This is a genomic window from Stenotrophomonas sp. 10N36 (assembly GCF_056395005.1).
Window position 1 is genome coordinate 191,446 of sequence record NZ_JBFTIS010000003.1, and the last position, 15,966, is coordinate 207,411.

Sequence of the window (15,966 nt, forward strand, 5' to 3'; positions counted from 1 at the left end):
CGTTTCCCGGTAGAGCCACCCCATGGGTGGCTCTACCTGAGGCGTGTCGCCGCTGCTTCAACACCACGGTGACGGCGTAGGTGGCACGTCTACCTACGCGTTGATGCGGGCGTTCCCTATGTATCGCGGGGGATCAACGACGTAGCGTGAACACTCTGGTACCCACGGGGAGCACGACGTTGAGCGCAGCGCAAGGTGTGTGTACAGTGTATATACAACCTCCTGGATCGCCCGCCATGGCTCTCCCCAGCAAAGTCATCAACTTCAGGGCACCTGCCGACAAACAGGCGCTGATCGACCGTGCGGTCAAGATCAGTGGCGTAAGCCGCACCGAGTTCATCCTGGACGCTGCCTGCGACAAGGCGCGGGAGGTGCTGGCAGATCAGACCCAGTTCTCGCTCACTTCTCAAGAACTGAAGCGCTTCAACGCACTGCTGGATGCACCGCTGGAAAGCAATGCCGCCATCCGGCGGCTGCTGAACACGCCTGCACCTTGGGAGCGCTGAGTGGTACAGCTGGGTGTGCCGTGTGCGCTCGCCAGCGGGCATCGGGTGGACGACTTTCGATGCAGCGCTTTGGCGTTGACCCGCTGGCTGCAGGAGCGGGCGCACCGGAACCAGGTGTCCGGGGCATCGCGCTGCTTTGTGGTCTGTGATGCGCAACAGAACGTGTTGGGTTACTACGCTCTCGCCGCCGGCGCGGTTTCACACGGGATCGCGCCGGGCAGCATTCGGCGCAATATGCCCCATCCCATCCCGGTCATCGTACTGGGCAGGTTGGCGGTACACGCGGATTGGACCGGGCAGGGTATCGGTGCGGGGCTGCTTAAGGATGCCGTGCAACGCACCCTCCACGTGTGCCGTGAGATCGGTGCACGTGCGTTGGTGTGCCACGCCATGGATGAAATGGCGAAGGCGTTCTATCTCAGGCACGGGTTCATTGAATCCCCCATGGATGCGATGACGGTGATGTTGCCTGTTGCATAACGGCGCCGCGGATGCCGGCCGTGCCCGGCGCGCAAGGTGATCACGGTGTGCGCCGCAGCTTCGCCAACGCCAGATAGATCGCCGGCGTTGTGTACAGGGTCAACCACTGGCTCACCAGCAACCCACCCACAATTGCAATGCCCAACGGCTGGCGCATCTCCCAGCCTTCGCCGGTGGCCAGCATCAGTGGCAACGTACCCAGCAACGCGGCCACACTGGTCATCAGGATCGGGCGGAAGCGCAGCCGTGCCGCCTCGCAGATGGCCTCATACGACGACAGCCCGCGCTCGCGTTCGGCCGACAGCGCGAAGTCGATCATCAGGATGGTGTTCTTCATCACCACGCCTACCAGCAGGAACAATCCCAGCAGCGAGATCAGGTTCAATTCGTTGCCGAACGCCATCAGCGCCAACAGTGCGCCCACGCCGGCCGAGGGCAGGGTGGACAGGATCGCCAGCGGCTGCACGAAGCTCTCGTACAGCACGCCCAGCACCAGGTACACCGCCAGCATCGCGCCGACGATCAGCCACAGCTGACGCTCACGCAATTTCTCGAAGCCACCGGCCTCGCCACTCAGCCTGGCCTGCACATGGGTGGGCAGCATGATCCCGGCCATCGCGCGGTCCACGGCTTTCACCGCCTGGTCCAGGGTTACGCCGGGTGCGAGCGCGAACTCGATCCACACCGAGGCGAACTGCTGGCTGTGGTAAATGCGGTCCGGCGCCATGCCGTAGGACCAGCTGGCAATGGAGGACAGTGGCAGGCGCTGACCGTCCTTGCCGATCACGTGGATCTGGTCCAGCGTGGACGGGTCCTGGGTATAGCGCGGGTCCAGTTCCATCACCACGCGGTACTGGTTGAGCGTGTCGTACAGCGTGGCCACTTGGCGCTGGCTGAAGGCGTTGTTGAGCACCGAGGCGATCATGCGCATGTCCACGCCCAGCCGTGCGGCGGCGTCGCGGTCGATGTCCAGCACCACCTGGCGCATGCCTTCATCGCCCTTGGATTCCACGTCCACCAGCTCGGGCAGGGCACGCAGGGCGTCGGCCACCCTGGGGGCCCATTGCCGTAGGGGTTCCAGCTCGCCGGACAGCAGCTGGAACTCGTACTGGCCACTGTCGCCGCTGCCTTCCAGCTTGATGTCCTGGTCCACCCACAGGAACATGCCGCCGCCGGGAATCTTCGGCATGTTGCTGCGCAGGCGGTCGATCACCTGCTGGCTGGACACCTTGCGCTCGGCCAGCGGCTTCATCTTGATCATGATGAAGGCGTTGTTGACCCCGCTGCGCCCGCCGATGTACCCGATGATGTCGCTGATGGCCGGGTCGGCCAGCAGCAACGTCCGATACGCGTCGATCTTGGGCTGCATCACCTGGAATGACAGCCCATCGTCGCCGCGCGCGAAACCCCGCAGCTGGGCGGTGTCCTGCTTGGGCACGATGCCCTTGGGCACCTGCTGGAACAGCCACACGTTCAGCCCGATCACCGCGCCGAACAGCAGCAACGGCACCGCCAGCCAGCGCAGCATCGTCTGCAGGCTGGCCACGTAGCCGCCGCGCAGCCGCTCGAACAACGCCGTGCCGCCCCGCTGCAGCACGTTGCCCGCACCGGGCCGCTCACGGCCCAGCAGACGCGCGCACAGCATCGGGGTCAGGCTCAGCGAGACCAGCAGCGACACGCCCATTGCCGCCACCAGGGTCAGCGAGAACTCGCGGAACAGCTTCTCCACGAAGTCGTCCAGGAACAGGATCGACACGAACACCACCGCCAGCGCGATGTTCATCGACAACAGCGTGGCGCCCACTTCACCGGCACCACGCAGGGCCGCGTCCATCGGCGAGGCGCCGTTCTCGCGATGGCGGGCGATGTTCTCCAGCACCACGATGGCGTCGTCCACCACCAGCACCGCGGCCACGATCAGCGCCATCAACGACAGCGTGTTGAGCGAGAAACCGAGCAGCGCGATCACCGCCAGTGCGCCCAGCAGCGACACCGGAATGGCCAGGGTGGGTACCAGCGCGGCGCGCCAGTGGCCCAGGAACGCCAGCACCACCAGCACCACCAGGGCAATGGCCAGCAGCAGGGTCAGCTCAGCCTCGCGCAGGGTGGCGCGGATCACCGGCGAGCGGTCCATCACCACCTGCATGTCGATGCTGGCCGGCAGCAGCGCCTGCAGCGTGTCCATCTGCGCGTTGATGGCGTCGACGGTCTCGATGATGTTGGCGTCGGGCTGGCGGCTGACGATCAGCAGCACCGCCGGGCGCTGGTTGTGGAAGCCGCTGGCATAGCGGTCTTCCACGCCCTCGCTGACCTGGGCCACGTCGCGCAGGTGCACCGGGCGGCCCTCGCGCATGGCGATGATCAGGTCGCGGTACTCGGCGGCGGTGCGCAGCTGCAGGCTGGCCTCCAGCTGCCATTGCCGGCTCTGGCTGGCCACGGTGCCCAGCGGCTTGAGTGCGTTGGCGGTGCGGATGGCCGCCGCGACGTCATCGAGCGCGATGCGCTGCTGGTTGAGCGCATTGGGGTCCAGCGACACCCGCACCGCCGGCAGCGAACTACCGCCGACCTGCACTTCGCCCACGCCGGGAATCTGCGCCAGCTTCTGCGCGATCACCGTGGAGGCCACATCGAAGATCTGCCCGGGCGAGAGGCTGTCCGAACTCAGCGCCAGCGCCAGGATAGGTGCCTGCGAGGGATTGACCTTGTTGTATTGGGGCATGCCCGGCATGCCGCTGGGCAGCTGCGCGCGGGCGGCGTTGATGGCCGCCTGCACGTCGCGCGCGGCGCTGTCCACGTCGCGCCCCAGTTCGAACTGCAGCTCGATCTGGGTGGAGCCCTGGGTGCTGGCCGAGTCGATCCGGCTCAATCCCGGAATCGTGCCCAGCGCCCGTTCCAGCGGCGTGGCCACGTTGGCCGCCATCGATTCGGGGCTGGCCCCGGGCAGGCTGGCGCTGACGTTGATGGCCGGGTAGTCCACCTGCGGCAGCGGTGCCACCGGCAGCAGCCGCAGGCCCAGCAGGCCGGCCAGCACCACCGCCACCGACAGCAGCAGGGTGGCCACCGGATGCTGCACGAACCAGCCGATCGCCCGCGCCAGCGGACTCACGCGTGGGCCTCGGCCGCATCGTCGGCACGTTCGGCCGGGCGCTGGCGGAAGCGGTCGAAGAACAGGTAGATCACCGGCGTGGTGAACAGGGTGAGCACCTGGCTGACGATCAGCCCGCCCACCATCACCACGCCCAGCGGCTGCCGCAGTTCCGCGCCCGAGCCGCTGGCAAACATCAGCGGAATGGCGCCGAACAGTGCGGCCAGCGTGGTCATCAGGATCGGACGGAAGCGCAGCAGCGCGGCCTGGTGAATCGCCTGGCGCGGGGCCAGGCCGAACTCACGCTCGGCCTCCAGCGCGAAGTCGATCATCATGATCGCGTTCTTCTTCACCAGCCCGATCAGCAGCACGATGCCGATCACCGCGATCAGGTCCAGGCTGCGCCCGCTCAGCAGCAGGGCCAGCAGCGCGCCCACCGTGGCCGAGGGCAGCGTGGAGAGGATGGTGATGGGGTGGATGAAACTCTCATACAGCACGCCCAGCACCAGGTACATCACCACCACCGCGGCCAGCACCAGCCACAGCGTGCTCGACAGTGAGGCGCGGAACGCGTCGGCCGCGCCCTGCAGGCGCAGCTCCACCCCGGTGGGCAGGCCGATCGCCGCACGCGCGCCTTCAATGGCCTCCACCGCTTCGCCCAGCGACGCACCGCGTGCCAGGTTGAACGAGAACGTTACCGCCGGGAACTGGCCCACGTGGTTGATCAACAGGTGCGCCGGGCGCTGCTCGATGCGCGCGATGCCATTCAGCGGCACCTGTTTGCCATCCGGCCCGGCCACGTGCAGTCGCGCGATGGCGTCCGGCCCGAAGGCCACGTCCGGGCGCGCTTCCAGCACCACGCGGTACTGGTTGGCCTGGGTGAAGATGGTGGAGATCTGGCGCTGGCCGAACGCGTCGTACAGCGCATCGGCCACCGCGTCCACGCTGATGCCCAGGCGCGCGGCGGCGACGCGGTCGATCAGCACGTGCGCCTGCAGGCCCTGGTCCTGCAGGTCGCTGGCCACGTCGGCCAGGGCCGCGGACTGCTGCAGGTGCGCCAGCAACCGGGGCGTCCACTGCGCGAGCTGGTCGCTGTCGGGACTGGTCAGGGTGAACTGGTACTGGGTGCGGCTGATCCGGTCCTCGATGCCCAGTTCCTGTACGGGCTGCAGGTACAGCTTGATGCCGGGTACGTGCGCCACGCGCTGCTGCAGCCGCGCGATGATCGCCTGCGCGTCGGCATCGCGCTGCGCATGCGGTTTCAGTTCGATCAGCAACCGGCCACTGTTGAGCGTGGCGTTGTTGCCGTCCACGCCGATGAACGAGGACAGGCTGGCCACGTCCGCATCGTCCAGCAGCGCCGCGGCAAGCGCCTGCTGGCGCTGCGCCATGGCCTGGAACGAGATCGACTGCGGCGCTTCGCTGATGCCCTGGATCAGGCCGGCGTCCTGCACCGGGAAGAACCCCTTGGGCACCCACACGTACAGCGCGGCGGTAAGCAGCAGGGTGGCCACGGTGGCGCCCAGCATCAGCGGCTGGCGCTGCAGCACCCAGTGCAGCTGGCGGTCGTAGATCGCCACGACGCGGTCGAACGGGTCGCCCTGCTGCGCCGATTCCTGGCCGTCGGCATCGCGGCGGGTGGCATGCCCGGCCTTGAGCAGGCGTGCGCACATCATCGGCGTCAGCGTCAGCGAGACCAGCAGCGAAATGCCGATCGCCACCGCCAGGGTGATCGCGAACTCGTGGAACAGCTTGCCCACCACGTCGGCCATGAACAGCAGCGGGATCAGCACCGCGATCAGCGACAGGGTCAGCGAGATCAGGGTGAAGCCGATCTGCCGGGCGCCCTTCAGTGCCGCCTGCATCGGCGTGGCGCCGCGTTCCAGGTGGCGGGCGATGTTCTCCAGCATCACGATCGCATCGTCGACCACGAAGCCGGTGGCGATGGTGAGCGCCATCAGGGTGAGGTTGTTGAGCGAGAAACCGGCCAGCAGCATCACCCCGAAGGTGCCCACCAGCGACAGCGGCACCGCGATGCTGGGAATGATCGTGGCCGGAATGTTGCGCAGGAACACGAAGGTGACCATCACCACCAGCGCGATGGCGATCAGCAGTTCGTGCTGCACGCCGCGGATGGAGGCGCGGATCGATTCGGTGCGGTCGCTCAGCACCGCCACGTCCACGCCCTTGGGCAACGACGCCTGCAGCTGCGGCAGCAGCGCCCGCACCTGGTCCACCACGGCGATCACGTTGGCACCGGGCTGGCGCTGGATGTTGATCAGCACCGCCGGCGTGGTGCCCGACCACGCGGCCAGCTGGCGGTTTTCCGCGCCGTCTTCGATCGTGGCTACATCGCCCAGGCGCAGCGGCGCGCCGTCCTTGTAGGCCAGGATCAGCGCCTGGTACTCGGCCACCGAGCGCATCTGGTCGTTGGCATCGAGCATGATCGCGCGGGTGGGGCCGTCGAAGCTGCCCTTGGGCATGTTGACGTTGGCCGCGCCGATCGCGGTGCGGATGCTGGCCATGCTCAGCCCGTTGGCGGCCAGCGCCGACGGGTTCACCTGGATGCGCACCGCCGGGCGCTGCCCACCGGCCAGGCTGACCAGGCCCACGCCCGGCAGCTGCGACAGGCGCTGGGCCATGCGCGTATCCACCAGGTCGTGCACCTGCGGCAGCGACAGCCCCTGCGAGGTCACCGCCAGGGTCAGGATCGGGGTGTCGGCCGGGTTGACCTTGCGGTACACCGGCGGCACCGGCAGGTCGTCGGGCAGGAAGCTGTCGGCGGCGTTGATGGCCGCCTGCACTTCCTGCTCGGCCACGCCCAGGGCCACCTCCAGCGAGAACTGCAGGGTGATCACCGACGCACCGCCCGAGCTGGTGGAGGACATCTGTTTCAGCCCGGGAATCTGGCCGAGCTGGCGCTCCAGCGGCGCGGTCACCGCACTGGTGGTCACCCCCGGGCTGGCGCCCGGGTACAGCGTGGTGACCTGGATGATCGGGTAATCCACCTGCGGCAGCGCCGCCACCGGCAGCAGCCGGTAGGCCAGGATGCCGGTCAGCAGCAGCGCCACCATCAGCAGCGTGGTGGCTACCGAGCGCTCGATGAAGGGGCGCGAGAGGTTCATGCGCCGGTCCGCGGCGCGTCCACCTGCGTGCCCGGCGTGGGCACCACCTCTACCGGCGCACCTTCGCGCAGGCCGTCGATGCCTTCAACCACCACCCGCTCGCCGGCCTTGAGGCCTTCGCGCACCGAGACGCGCTCGCCATCAGCCGGGCCCAGCACCACGTTGCGCAGGTGCGAGGTGTTGTCCGGGGCAATCACATATACATAGCTGCCCTTGCTGCCGAACTGCACGGCGGCGTTGGGTATCACCACCGCATCGGCACTGCTGACCTGCAGGCGGATGTTGACGAACTGGTTGGGGAACAGCGCCTCGTCGGCATTGGCGAACTGCGCGCGCAGCTTCAGCGTGCCGGTGGCGGTGTCGATGCGGTTGTCCAGGCTGGACAGCACGCCGCTGCCGAGCGCATGGCGCTCTTCGCGATCCCAGGCTTCCACCGTGAGGTCGGGCGTGGCGCGCACGGCGGCGACCACGGCCGGCAAGTCCGGCTCGGGTACGGTGAAGAGCACGCTGATCGGCGTGGTCTGGGTGATGGTGGCCAGCGGTTCGGTATCACCGCTGCGTACCAGGTTGCCCACGTCCACGTTGCGCAGGCCCATGCGCCCGGCTACCGGCGCGGTGATGCGCGTGTACTGCAACTGCAGGCGGGCTTCATCCACCGCGGCCTGGTCGGTCTGGCGCCGGCCCTGGAGTTGGCGCACCTTGCTCTGTTGGTCGCTCAGGTCCTGGGCCGACACGAAGTGCTTGGCCTGCAGTTCGCTGTAACGCTTGAGCTGGGTCTGCGCGTTGTCCAGTTCGGCCAGGTTCTGTTGCTGGGTGCCCAGCGCACGCGCCAACGCCACCTGGTAGGGGCGCGGATCGATCTCGGCGATCAGGTCGCCGGCCTTGACGTGTTCACCCTCGCGGAACGACAGCCGCAGCAGTTCGCCCTCCACGCGGCTGCGCAGGCTCACGGTATGCAACGGCGTCACCGTGCCCAGCGCCTTCAGCCGTACCACCAGGTCTTCGCGCACCACGGTGGCCACGCGCACCGGCGTTGCGGTGCTCGCGGGTGCGGCTTCGGCGGCCGGCGCGGGCGACAACACGCGCCAGGCGATCACGGCGGCGGCCAGCACGGCCACGACCAACAGCGGTTTGAACAGACGACGGGAACGCGAGGGGAGCGGGGCAGACATGGGGCATCCTGCGCGTGCGCCACACGGCGAACGCGTCCATGGTTTACCGGCCCGTGGGGGCAGGCGAGGCGAAGTGGGGTTGTCTGGCGGGGCCGCTGGTCGAATGCCGCAGCGTGGCTGGATACCGACCCGGGAGGGGCGGGGGCGTCATGGTACCGCGTGTGGGTGCCTGCACTCACATGCCCTTGGTCATGGGGCGGGGCAGGGCCCGGGTGGATGGGCGCATTGCGTCATCCGACCAACGCGGTCACGGGGGGCGCATGCATGCCGCTACCCGACCAACGTGGTCACGGGAAGGCGCATGCATGCCGCCGGTAGGTACCGACCGTTGGTCGGTACGCGCCGTCACCCGACCAACGGTCGGGTGCTACCGGTGCATTGAACGTGTGTCATGCCACCCGACCAACGGTCGGGTGCTACCGGTGCATTGAACGTTCCGTTCAATGCACCTCGTCGCGGTAGACGAACTTGGGCATTTCCCATTTGAAGTGGATCGCCAGCAAACGCAGCAGGAAGCCGCCGCCCAGGCACCACAGCGTGGCCGCGTTGATCGACACGCCCAGCTCCAGCAGGCCCAGGTAGGCCGCGCCGGTGAACAGGGTGATCACCGCATACAGTTCCTTCTGGAAGATCAGCGGCACCTCGTTGCACAGCACGTCGCGCAGCACGCCGCCGAAGGCACCGGTCAACATGCCCGAGATCAGCACGATCGGCGCGGCGTGGCCGGCATCGCGCGCCACCGCGCAGCCGATCAGGGTGAAGCAGATCAGCCCCAGTCCATCCAGCACCAGGAAGGTGCGGCGGAAGTGGTGCATCCAGCGCGCCACCCAGGTGGCGATCAACGCCGCGCAGATGGTGAAGCCCAGGTACTCGGGGTGCTTCACCCAGCCCAGCGGGTAGTGGCCCAGCACGATGTCGCGCAGCGAACCACCGCCGAGCGCGGTGACGCAGGCGATAATGACCACGCCGAACAGGTCCATGCGCCGCCGTCCGGCGGACAGCGCGCCGGTCATGGCTTCGGCGGAAATGGCGATGAGGTAGATCAGGGAGAGCAGCATGGGGGAGGCTCCGGGCACGTCAGGCGGGGACGGAAGCACGCACATCGCACGCCAGCGCGGGGCACTGTCGTGAGGGTGGGATTCCGTTGCCGCTCCCGCTGTCCTTTTGCCTGAGAGTTCGGTGGCCAAGGCCACGTGCCCCTTCGGCGGGTCATTGAAGACCTCTCTCCAGATCGGCGTGCTGGATGCATGGTTGGTGGCGTTCCGAGCCACCGGCCTGAGCGATTATGGGAGCCTGCGCCTTCGGCGGGTGCCAGCGTGGCACCTCTCTCCTGCATCCGGGGCGGATTCTAGCAGCCGCCGGGCGCTCTCCGGTGGATAATCCCGGTATGCCCGCTGAACCCGCCCCTTGGTACGTGTACCTGCTGGAATGCCGCAACGGCAGTTATTACGCCGGCATCAGCAACGACGTGGACGCCCGCTTCCAGGCCCATCTGGCCGGCAAGGGCGCCAAGTACACCCGCGCCCATCCGCCGGTGAAGCTGCTGGCCATGCGCGCCTACCCAGACCGGGCGACCGCCTCCAAGGCCGAATGGCAGCTCAAGCGCCAGCCGCGGGCGCGCAAGCTGGCGTGGCTGCAGGCCACCCCGTAGCGCCGGGCTCTACACGGCTGCGCGTGACGCTGGCTCGCCGTCACGGCGTAGGCCACAATCAGCCGACCATCGGGAGGGAACCAGGATGTTCGATCTCCAACGAAAGCCGCTGACAGGGACGCGCACGACGTGGCTCCTGTCGCTCCCCACGCTGCTGCTGGTCGGCGTGGTGATCGCCGCGCCCGCATCGGCGGCCAGGCCCGTGAACGCACTGCGTCATGGCGGCATTGCCCCGGCCGACGCCTTCCGCGCCGCCTACGCCCCCGATGCCATCGCGGCCGCGCGCACGCCGCTCGACCCGGCCAAGGTGCCCGCCCACCTTCGTGGCCTGGTGCCGCTGGCCGAATACTGGGGCATCGGCGACGACGTCCTCCGCGAGATGATGCAGGAGGGGGAGAGCCCGGCGAAGAAGAAGGCGATGGCCGATGCGGTCAGCCCGCACAATGCGGCGATCACGGCCTGGCTGGACGGTCTTCGCACGGGTGAGCCGATGAGCGACGAGGCGGCTGCCTTCATGTACATGCAGCTGGGCCTGACCGAATTGGAGCTGTTCGGCGAGGAATGAGCTGCGCCACCTACCCGAGGGAAACCCTGCGATGACCCCGCTTGCCCTGTTGCTCGCCCTTGCCGGCGCTACTACACCTGCCGCCCCCGCCATCGATCCCGCCACGCGTGCCGCGATCGAAGCCACCTGCCTGGACTACGTGGACGGCCAGCTCGAAGGCGACCCGGCCCGCGTGGCGCGTTCGCTGCACCCGGACCTGGCCAAGCGCGCGATCCTGGGTGACACGCCGGATGAGCGCCTCGGCCTGCGCCGGATGTCGAAGGAAGAACTGGTGGAGCTCACCCGGCAGGGCGCGTTGAAAACCCCGAAGGACCAGTGGAACCGCAGCTGCACGCTGCTCGACGTTACCGGCAACGCCGCCTCGGTGCGGTTGGAAACACCGTGGTTCGTGGACTATTTCCACATGGGCCGGTTCGGCGAGCGCTGGGTCATCGTCAATGCGCTGTGGTACAGCAAGCCGAAAGCGGCGGCGAAGTGACGACCACGCACAGCGACAGTGAGGCGGGATATCGATTCGGGCCGCACGAGGTCGACGCCGTGCTGCGTGCACGGCCAGAGAAGCGCTACGCCTATTTCGTCAATCGCGTGGCCGACTGGGAAGAAGTGTGGGGATTGCGCAACACCGATGGCTGGGTGATGTCGGCTACCGATGCGGATCAACAGGTGGCGCCGTTCTGGCCGTTTCGCGCGTTCGCCGAACGTGCGGCGGTGGGCAGCTGGTCGAACACGTGGCCGGAGAGGATCGCGCTGCACGCCTTCCTGGAGCGCTGGCTGCCCGGCCTTGCCGGTGACGGTCGGCGGGTCTGTGTGCTGCCTGACGAACACGGCCAGGGCGCGACCGTCGAGCCTGCCACGCTGAAGGCCGATATCGAAGAAGAGCGGGAAAGACTCGAATAGTCTGCGGGAGACGAACGCGCGCGATTGACCGCCCGCCGCGTCACCGCGATCATGCGCTGCGCCCTGCGCGTCTCCACGATGCAAGGCCGCATTTCACCCCACAGACAAGGAAAGCACATGACCGATACAACCGCACAACGACAGGCGCAGGCACTGGCCGCCCTCCAGCAGGCCGTGGGCACCGAAGCCGGGGAAGACGGCGTGGATATTTTCGCCGACCACCACCGCGACGAGCTGCCGGCCAGCTATTGGCAGCAGCACCTCGGCGACGTTGCGCCGACGTCGGCCGCCATCATCGGCCTGCTGGAATTCAAGTCGGCCTGGGGCGAAAACGAGATCGAGTATTTCGATTTCACCCTGCCGGGCGACGTCACGAACTACGTGGTGTCGGTGCACTTCGATGAGGCCGGCGAGATCGACGCGATCGCGATGGAAAGCTGATGCATCGGGGCGAAGTCACCGGACATACCGATGGGTTCACCCCTAACGCGGCGGCAGCACGAACATCAGCAATACGCACAGCGCCAGAATGCCCACCAGCACCCAGCGCAACCCCTGAGGTGACAGCACACCGAACAGGCGCAGCTGGCTGGCAGCGAAGTGGTGCCCGCAGTTCGGACAACGCACCTGCATCTGCACGTGGCGCGGGGTGATCGCGTTGAAGAACATCGGCACGCCGCTGCGCACCAATGCCCTGCGGCTGTCGAACACGGCCGCGCAGCCCGGACAGGTTTCGCGGTTGCTCATGGCGCGGGCGGCGGCGGGGTATCGCTGGGCAGCTTCGGCCTGCGGTCCTCGCGGTCATCCCCGAAGATGATCCGCGCACTGCGCTGGTAGCTCCAATACGCCACCGCCCAGTTGAGCAGCACCACGATGCGGTTGCGGAAGCCGATCAGGAAGAACACGTGCGCGGCCAGCCAGAACCACCAGGCCAGCACGCCGGACAACTGCAGCTTGCCCAGGTGCACGATGGCCGCCATGCGCCCGATCGTGGCCAGGTTGCCGAAGTCCTGGTACTTGAACGCGCCCGGCGCCGGTTTGTCGTCCAACCGCGCGCGGATGATCGCGGCCACATGCTTGCCCATCTGCTTGGCCGCCGGTGCCACGCCGGGCACCGGCCGGCCGTCGGCCTGGCTGAGCGCGGCCAGGTCGCCGGCAACGAAGATCTCCGGGTGGCCCTCGATCGTCAGGTCGGGCTGTACCGGCACGCGGCCGGCGCGGTCCAGCGGCACCTCGAGCGTGCGTGCCAGCGGTGAGGCGGCCACGCCGGCGGCCCACACCACGGTGCGCGCCGGCACGAACTGGTTGCCCAGCTGGAAGCCGTCGCCGTTGATGTCACTGACCGGCGTACCGGTGAGTACTTCCACGCCCAGTTTTTCCAGCTGGCGGCGCGCCTTCAACGACAGCACCTCGGGGAAGGTCGACAGCACCCGGGGGCCGGCTTCCACCAGGCGCACCTTGGCGCTGGCCGGGTCGATGTGGCGGAACTCGTTGCGCAGCGTGTGCCGGGCGATTTCGGCCAGGGTGCCGGCCAGTTCCACCCCGGTGGGCCCGCCGCCGACGACCGCGAAGCTGAGCCAGGCGGCCTTGCGGGCCGGATCGGGCTCGGCCTCGGCGCGCTCGAAGGCCAGCAGCAGTTTGCGGCGGAGCGCGATGGCATCGTCCAGGGTCTTCAGCCCGGGCGCATCGGCGGCCCATTCGTCGTGGCCGAAGTAGGCGTGGGTGGCACCCGTGCACAGCATCAGCGTGTCATAGCCCAGCGCGCTGCCATCGGCCAGGGTGATCTGCCGGGCCTGCTTGTCAATCGAGGTCACTTCGCCCAGGCGCACTTCCACGTTGCGCTGGTCGCCCAGGATGTGGCGCAGGGGCGCGGCGATATCCGGGGCCGACAGGCCGGCGGTGGCCACCTGGTACAGCAGCGGCTGGAACAGATGGTGGTTGCGGCGGTCTACCAGGGTGATGCGCACACGCGCGCTGGCCAATGCCCGGGTGGCCCAGAGGCCGGCGAAGCCTCCACCGATGATCACCAGGTGGGGCAGGGTATCGCGGGTCATGCAAGGACTCCTTGGCGGGGGCCGGCCCTCCGGCCCATGGGTTCATGGTCGACGCGGCATATCGTCGCACGTGAAGCACGATGTTCACGCGGATGACAGATACTGGGTTCAGGGGCCGTCGCGCTGGCGCATGGCCGTGGTCGCATCGCTGTGGAGGCTGACATGACCGAACCGGAAAAGCGCATCGCCCTGCTCATCGATGCCGACAACGCGCCGTCGTCGAAGATCGACGTGGTGCTGGCCGAGGTGGCGCGCTATGGCGTGGCCAACGTGCGCCGCGCCTATGGCAACTGGAAGAGCCCGGCGCTGAAGGGCTGGGAATCGGTGCTGCATGCCTATGCCATCCGCCCGATCCAGCAGTTCGCCTACAGCCGGGGCAAGAACGCCTCGGACATGGCCATGGTCATCGATGGCATGGACCTGCTGTACGCACGCAACCTGGATGGGTTTGCGATCGTCTCCAGCGATGCCGACTTCACCCCGCTGGTGATGCGCCTGCTCACCGACGGGGTCAAGGTGTACGGGTTCGGGGAGAAGAAAACCCCCGAGCCCTTCGTCAATGCCTGCTCCAAGTTCACCTACCTGGAGGCACTCGGGCAGGACCTGGCCGCCGACCCCGAGGTGGAGCACGGCAACGAGGAAACCCGGCCGCGCAAGAGCGGCCCCGAGCTGCGCAGCGACACCCGCCTGGTGCAGATGCTGCGCAGCGCGGTGGCCTCGGCCGAAGCCGACGATGGCTGGTCGCACCTGGGCCCGGTGGGCAGCCAGATCGGCAACCAGGCCTCGTTCGATTCGCGCAATTACGGCTACGGCAAGCTCAGCGAACTGCTGGCCGCCACCGGCTTGTTCGAGATGAAGAAGGACGGCAAATCCACCTACGTGCGCGCGCTGCCGAAGAAGGGCGCGGCCAAGGCGGCCAAGTGATGCACGGTGGGGTGCCGGTCAGTGCGTGGCGTGCACCACCGACAGCGTGCGCGCGTCGGACTGCTGGTAGCCGTCGATGACACCGCGGCCGAAATCCTGCAGCGTGCCGAACGACATCAGCACCAGCGCGGCGGCCAGCATCAGGTTGCGATGATGACGGCGGTAGCCCACGACCAGCAGCACGATACCCAGGCACAACAGACTGATTTCGAGGATCTGCGCAAACATTGCATTTCGCCCATGAGGTGACGGCCACGCCGCCGACCGGCGTATCGTAGCGCCACTGCGCGGTGCTGTGGCACCGCTTCTGTCCGAACCGGGAAACCAACCATGCTGAAGATCTGGGGCCGCCACAATTCGAGCAACGTGCGCAAAGTCCTCTGGTGTGCCGAGGAAATCGCCGTGCCCTACGAGTCGATCCAGGTCGGCGGTGCGTTTGGCGGCACCCAGTCGCCCGAATACCGCGCAATGAACCCCAACGGCCTGGTGCCGTTGATCGAAGACCACGGCCTGCCGCTGTGGGAATCCAACACCATCGTGCGTTACCTGGCCGCGCGCTATGCGCTGGGCACGCTGTACCCGGAAGATGTGGTGGCGCGCGCCCAGTCGGAGAAGTGGATGGACTGGACCACCTCCGCCTTCTCCGGCGTATTCCGCGACCTGTTCTGGGGCACTCTGCGCACCGCCCCGGCCGACCGCGATGAAGCACGCATCGCCACCGCGCTGGTGCGCTCGGGCGACCTGCTGGCCATGGCCGACGACGCGTTGTCGCGGCAGCCGTGGCTGTCAGGCGATGACTTCGCCATGGGCGATATCCCGCTGGGCGCCTTCATCTATGCCTGGTTCGAAATGCCGATCCAGCGCCCGCAGTTGCCCCACCTGGCGGCCTGGTACGAGCGCCTCAAGCAGCGCCCGGCGTACCAGCGCGGGGTCATGACCGCGTTGACCTGACGCGCCGTGCCGACCAACGGTCGGCACCTACCGGATGGGTGACACCGACCGGATGGGTGGCACATACCGGATGGGTGGCACATCCGGATGGGTGGCACATCCGGATGGGTGACACCGACCGGATGGGTGGCACATACCGGATGGGTGGCACATGGTAGGTGCGGACCGTTGGTCCGCACGTGCCCCGCGCATGCGATGCAACGATGGCGAACGCGCCGCACCGACCAACGGTCGGCGGTGGCACATGGTAGGTGCGGACCGTTGGTCCGCACACGGCCCGCGCACGCGATGCAACGATGGCGAACGTGCCGCACCGACCAACGGTCGGCGGTGGCACATGGTAGGTGCGGACCGTTGGTCCGCACGTGCCCCGCGCGTGCGACGCAACGACGGCGAACGCGCCGCACCGACCAACGGTCGGCGGTGGCACATGGTAGGTGCGGACCGTTGGTCCGCACATGGCCCGCGCACGCGATGCAACGAAGGCAAACGCGCCGCACCGACCAACGGTCGGCGGTGGCACATGGTAGGTGCGGACCGTTGGTCCGCACATGGC

The 15,966-nt window shown here is 67.8% G+C and carries 16 protein-coding genes and 2 riboswitches; of the genes, 9 read left to right on the forward strand and 7 right to left on the reverse strand.

The window, feature by feature from the left end:
- Positions 1-236: 236 nt before the first annotated feature.
- Positions 237-506 (forward strand): type II toxin-antitoxin system TacA family antitoxin, encoded by a 270-nt coding sequence (locus AC1DCJ_RS05780; protein WP_320488882.1) that lies wholly within the window; start codon positions 237-239, stop codon positions 504-506.
- Between the two features lie 75 nt (positions 507-581).
- Positions 582-986 (forward strand): GNAT family N-acetyltransferase, encoded by a 405-nt coding sequence (locus tag AC1DCJ_RS05785; RefSeq protein ID WP_448136590.1) that lies wholly within the window; start codon positions 582-584, stop codon positions 984-986.
- Between the two features lie 40 nt (positions 987-1,026).
- Here AC1DCJ_RS05785 and AC1DCJ_RS05790 read toward each other — a convergent pair whose 3' ends face one another.
- The 4 genes from AC1DCJ_RS05790 to AC1DCJ_RS05805 form a co-directional block, all read right to left on the reverse strand.
- Positions 1,027-4,092 (reverse strand): efflux RND transporter permease subunit, encoded by a 3,066-nt coding sequence (locus AC1DCJ_RS05790; RefSeq protein ID WP_478070354.1) that lies wholly within the window; start codon positions 4,090-4,092, stop codon positions 1,027-1,029.
- The gene (locus AC1DCJ_RS05795) at positions 4,089-7,196 is read right to left on the reverse strand and encodes an MdtB/MuxB family multidrug efflux RND transporter permease subunit (protein ID WP_478070355.1); all 3,108 of its coding nucleotides are present in this window, start codon (positions 7,194-7,196) and stop codon (positions 4,089-4,091) included. The genes AC1DCJ_RS05790 and AC1DCJ_RS05795 overlap by 4 nt, the downstream gene beginning before the upstream one ends.
- A complete protein-coding gene (locus AC1DCJ_RS05800) occupies positions 7,193-8,368 on the reverse strand; it encodes an MdtA/MuxA family multidrug efflux RND transporter periplasmic adaptor subunit (protein ID WP_478070356.1) in 1,176 nt (391 codons plus the stop codon). Before AC1DCJ_RS05800 ends, AC1DCJ_RS05795 begins: the two co-directional genes overlap by 4 nt.
- A gap of 440 nt (positions 8,369-8,808) precedes the next feature.
- Positions 8,809-9,426 carry a trimeric intracellular cation channel family protein gene (locus AC1DCJ_RS05805; RefSeq protein WP_038685940.1) on the reverse strand — a complete coding sequence of 206 codons (618 nt, stop codon included), beginning with the start codon at positions 9,424-9,426 and terminating at the stop codon, positions 8,809-8,811.
- 90 nt (positions 9,427-9,516) lie between these two features.
- A riboswitch (glycine riboswitch) is annotated at positions 9,517-9,608 on the reverse strand.
- Positions 9,609-9,616: 8 nt separating this feature from the next.
- Positions 9,617-9,711, reverse strand: a riboswitch (glycine riboswitch).
- Between the two features lie 44 nt (positions 9,712-9,755).
- Here AC1DCJ_RS05805 and AC1DCJ_RS05810 point away from each other — a divergent pair.
- The 5 genes from AC1DCJ_RS05810 to AC1DCJ_RS05830 all read left to right on the forward strand — a co-directional run bounded on the left by AC1DCJ_RS05810 (position 9,756) and on the right by AC1DCJ_RS05830 (position 11,922).
- Positions 9,756-10,019, forward strand: a complete 264-nt coding sequence (locus AC1DCJ_RS05810; RefSeq protein ID WP_128097542.1) for a GIY-YIG nuclease family protein — start codon at positions 9,756-9,758, stop codon at positions 10,017-10,019.
- 85 nt (positions 10,020-10,104) lie between these two features.
- Positions 10,105-10,584: a hypothetical protein gene (locus AC1DCJ_RS05815; RefSeq protein ID WP_478070357.1), complete on the forward strand. Its 480-nt coding sequence runs from the start codon at positions 10,105-10,107 to the stop codon at positions 10,582-10,584.
- 31 nt (positions 10,585-10,615) lie between these two features.
- On the forward strand, positions 10,616-11,062 hold the full coding sequence (locus tag AC1DCJ_RS05820; protein WP_354284835.1) for a nuclear transport factor 2 family protein: 447 nt from the start codon (positions 10,616-10,618) through the stop codon (positions 11,060-11,062).
- Positions 11,059-11,481, forward strand: a complete 423-nt coding sequence (locus AC1DCJ_RS05825; protein WP_181406158.1) for a DUF2750 domain-containing protein — start codon at positions 11,059-11,061, stop codon at positions 11,479-11,481. Before AC1DCJ_RS05820 ends, AC1DCJ_RS05825 begins: the two co-directional genes overlap by 4 nt.
- Before the next feature lie 117 nt (positions 11,482-11,598).
- Positions 11,599-11,922, forward strand: coding sequence for a DUF2004 domain-containing protein (locus AC1DCJ_RS05830; protein ID WP_478070358.1), 324 nt, complete (start codon positions 11,599-11,601; stop codon positions 11,920-11,922).
- A gap of 42 nt (positions 11,923-11,964) precedes the next feature.
- On the opposite strand, the gene AC1DCJ_RS05835 is transcribed toward AC1DCJ_RS05830, so the two are convergent.
- Together AC1DCJ_RS05835 and AC1DCJ_RS05840 are read right to left on the reverse strand one after the other, a co-directional pair.
- Entirely contained in the window at positions 11,965-12,228 is a 264-nt protein-coding gene (locus tag AC1DCJ_RS05835) for a hypothetical protein (protein WP_478070359.1), read from the reverse strand.
- Positions 12,225-13,535, reverse strand: a complete 1,311-nt coding sequence (locus AC1DCJ_RS05840) for an NAD(P)/FAD-dependent oxidoreductase (protein WP_478070360.1) — start codon at positions 13,533-13,535, stop codon at positions 12,225-12,227. Before AC1DCJ_RS05840 ends, AC1DCJ_RS05835 begins: the two co-directional genes overlap by 4 nt.
- Before the next feature lie 162 nt (positions 13,536-13,697).
- Between AC1DCJ_RS05840 and AC1DCJ_RS05845 the strand changes: the two genes are divergently transcribed.
- Positions 13,698-14,459 carry an NYN domain-containing protein gene (locus tag AC1DCJ_RS05845; RefSeq protein WP_038685954.1) on the forward strand — a complete coding sequence of 254 codons (762 nt, stop codon included), beginning with the start codon at positions 13,698-13,700 and terminating at the stop codon, positions 14,457-14,459.
- 18 nt (positions 14,460-14,477) lie between these two features.
- Here the strand turns inward: AC1DCJ_RS05845 and AC1DCJ_RS05850 are convergent, their stop codons facing one another.
- On the reverse strand, positions 14,478-14,687 hold the full coding sequence (locus tag AC1DCJ_RS05850; RefSeq protein WP_038685955.1) for a hypothetical protein: 210 nt from the start codon (positions 14,685-14,687) through the stop codon (positions 14,478-14,480).
- Between the two features lie 102 nt (positions 14,688-14,789).
- On the opposite strand from AC1DCJ_RS05850, the gene AC1DCJ_RS05855 reads away from it, so the two are divergent.
- Complete coding sequence (locus tag AC1DCJ_RS05855) at positions 14,790-15,410, forward strand: glutathione S-transferase family protein (protein WP_038685958.1); 621 nt, start codon at positions 14,790-14,792, stop codon at positions 15,408-15,410.
- Positions 15,411-15,966: the final 556 nt, after the last annotated feature.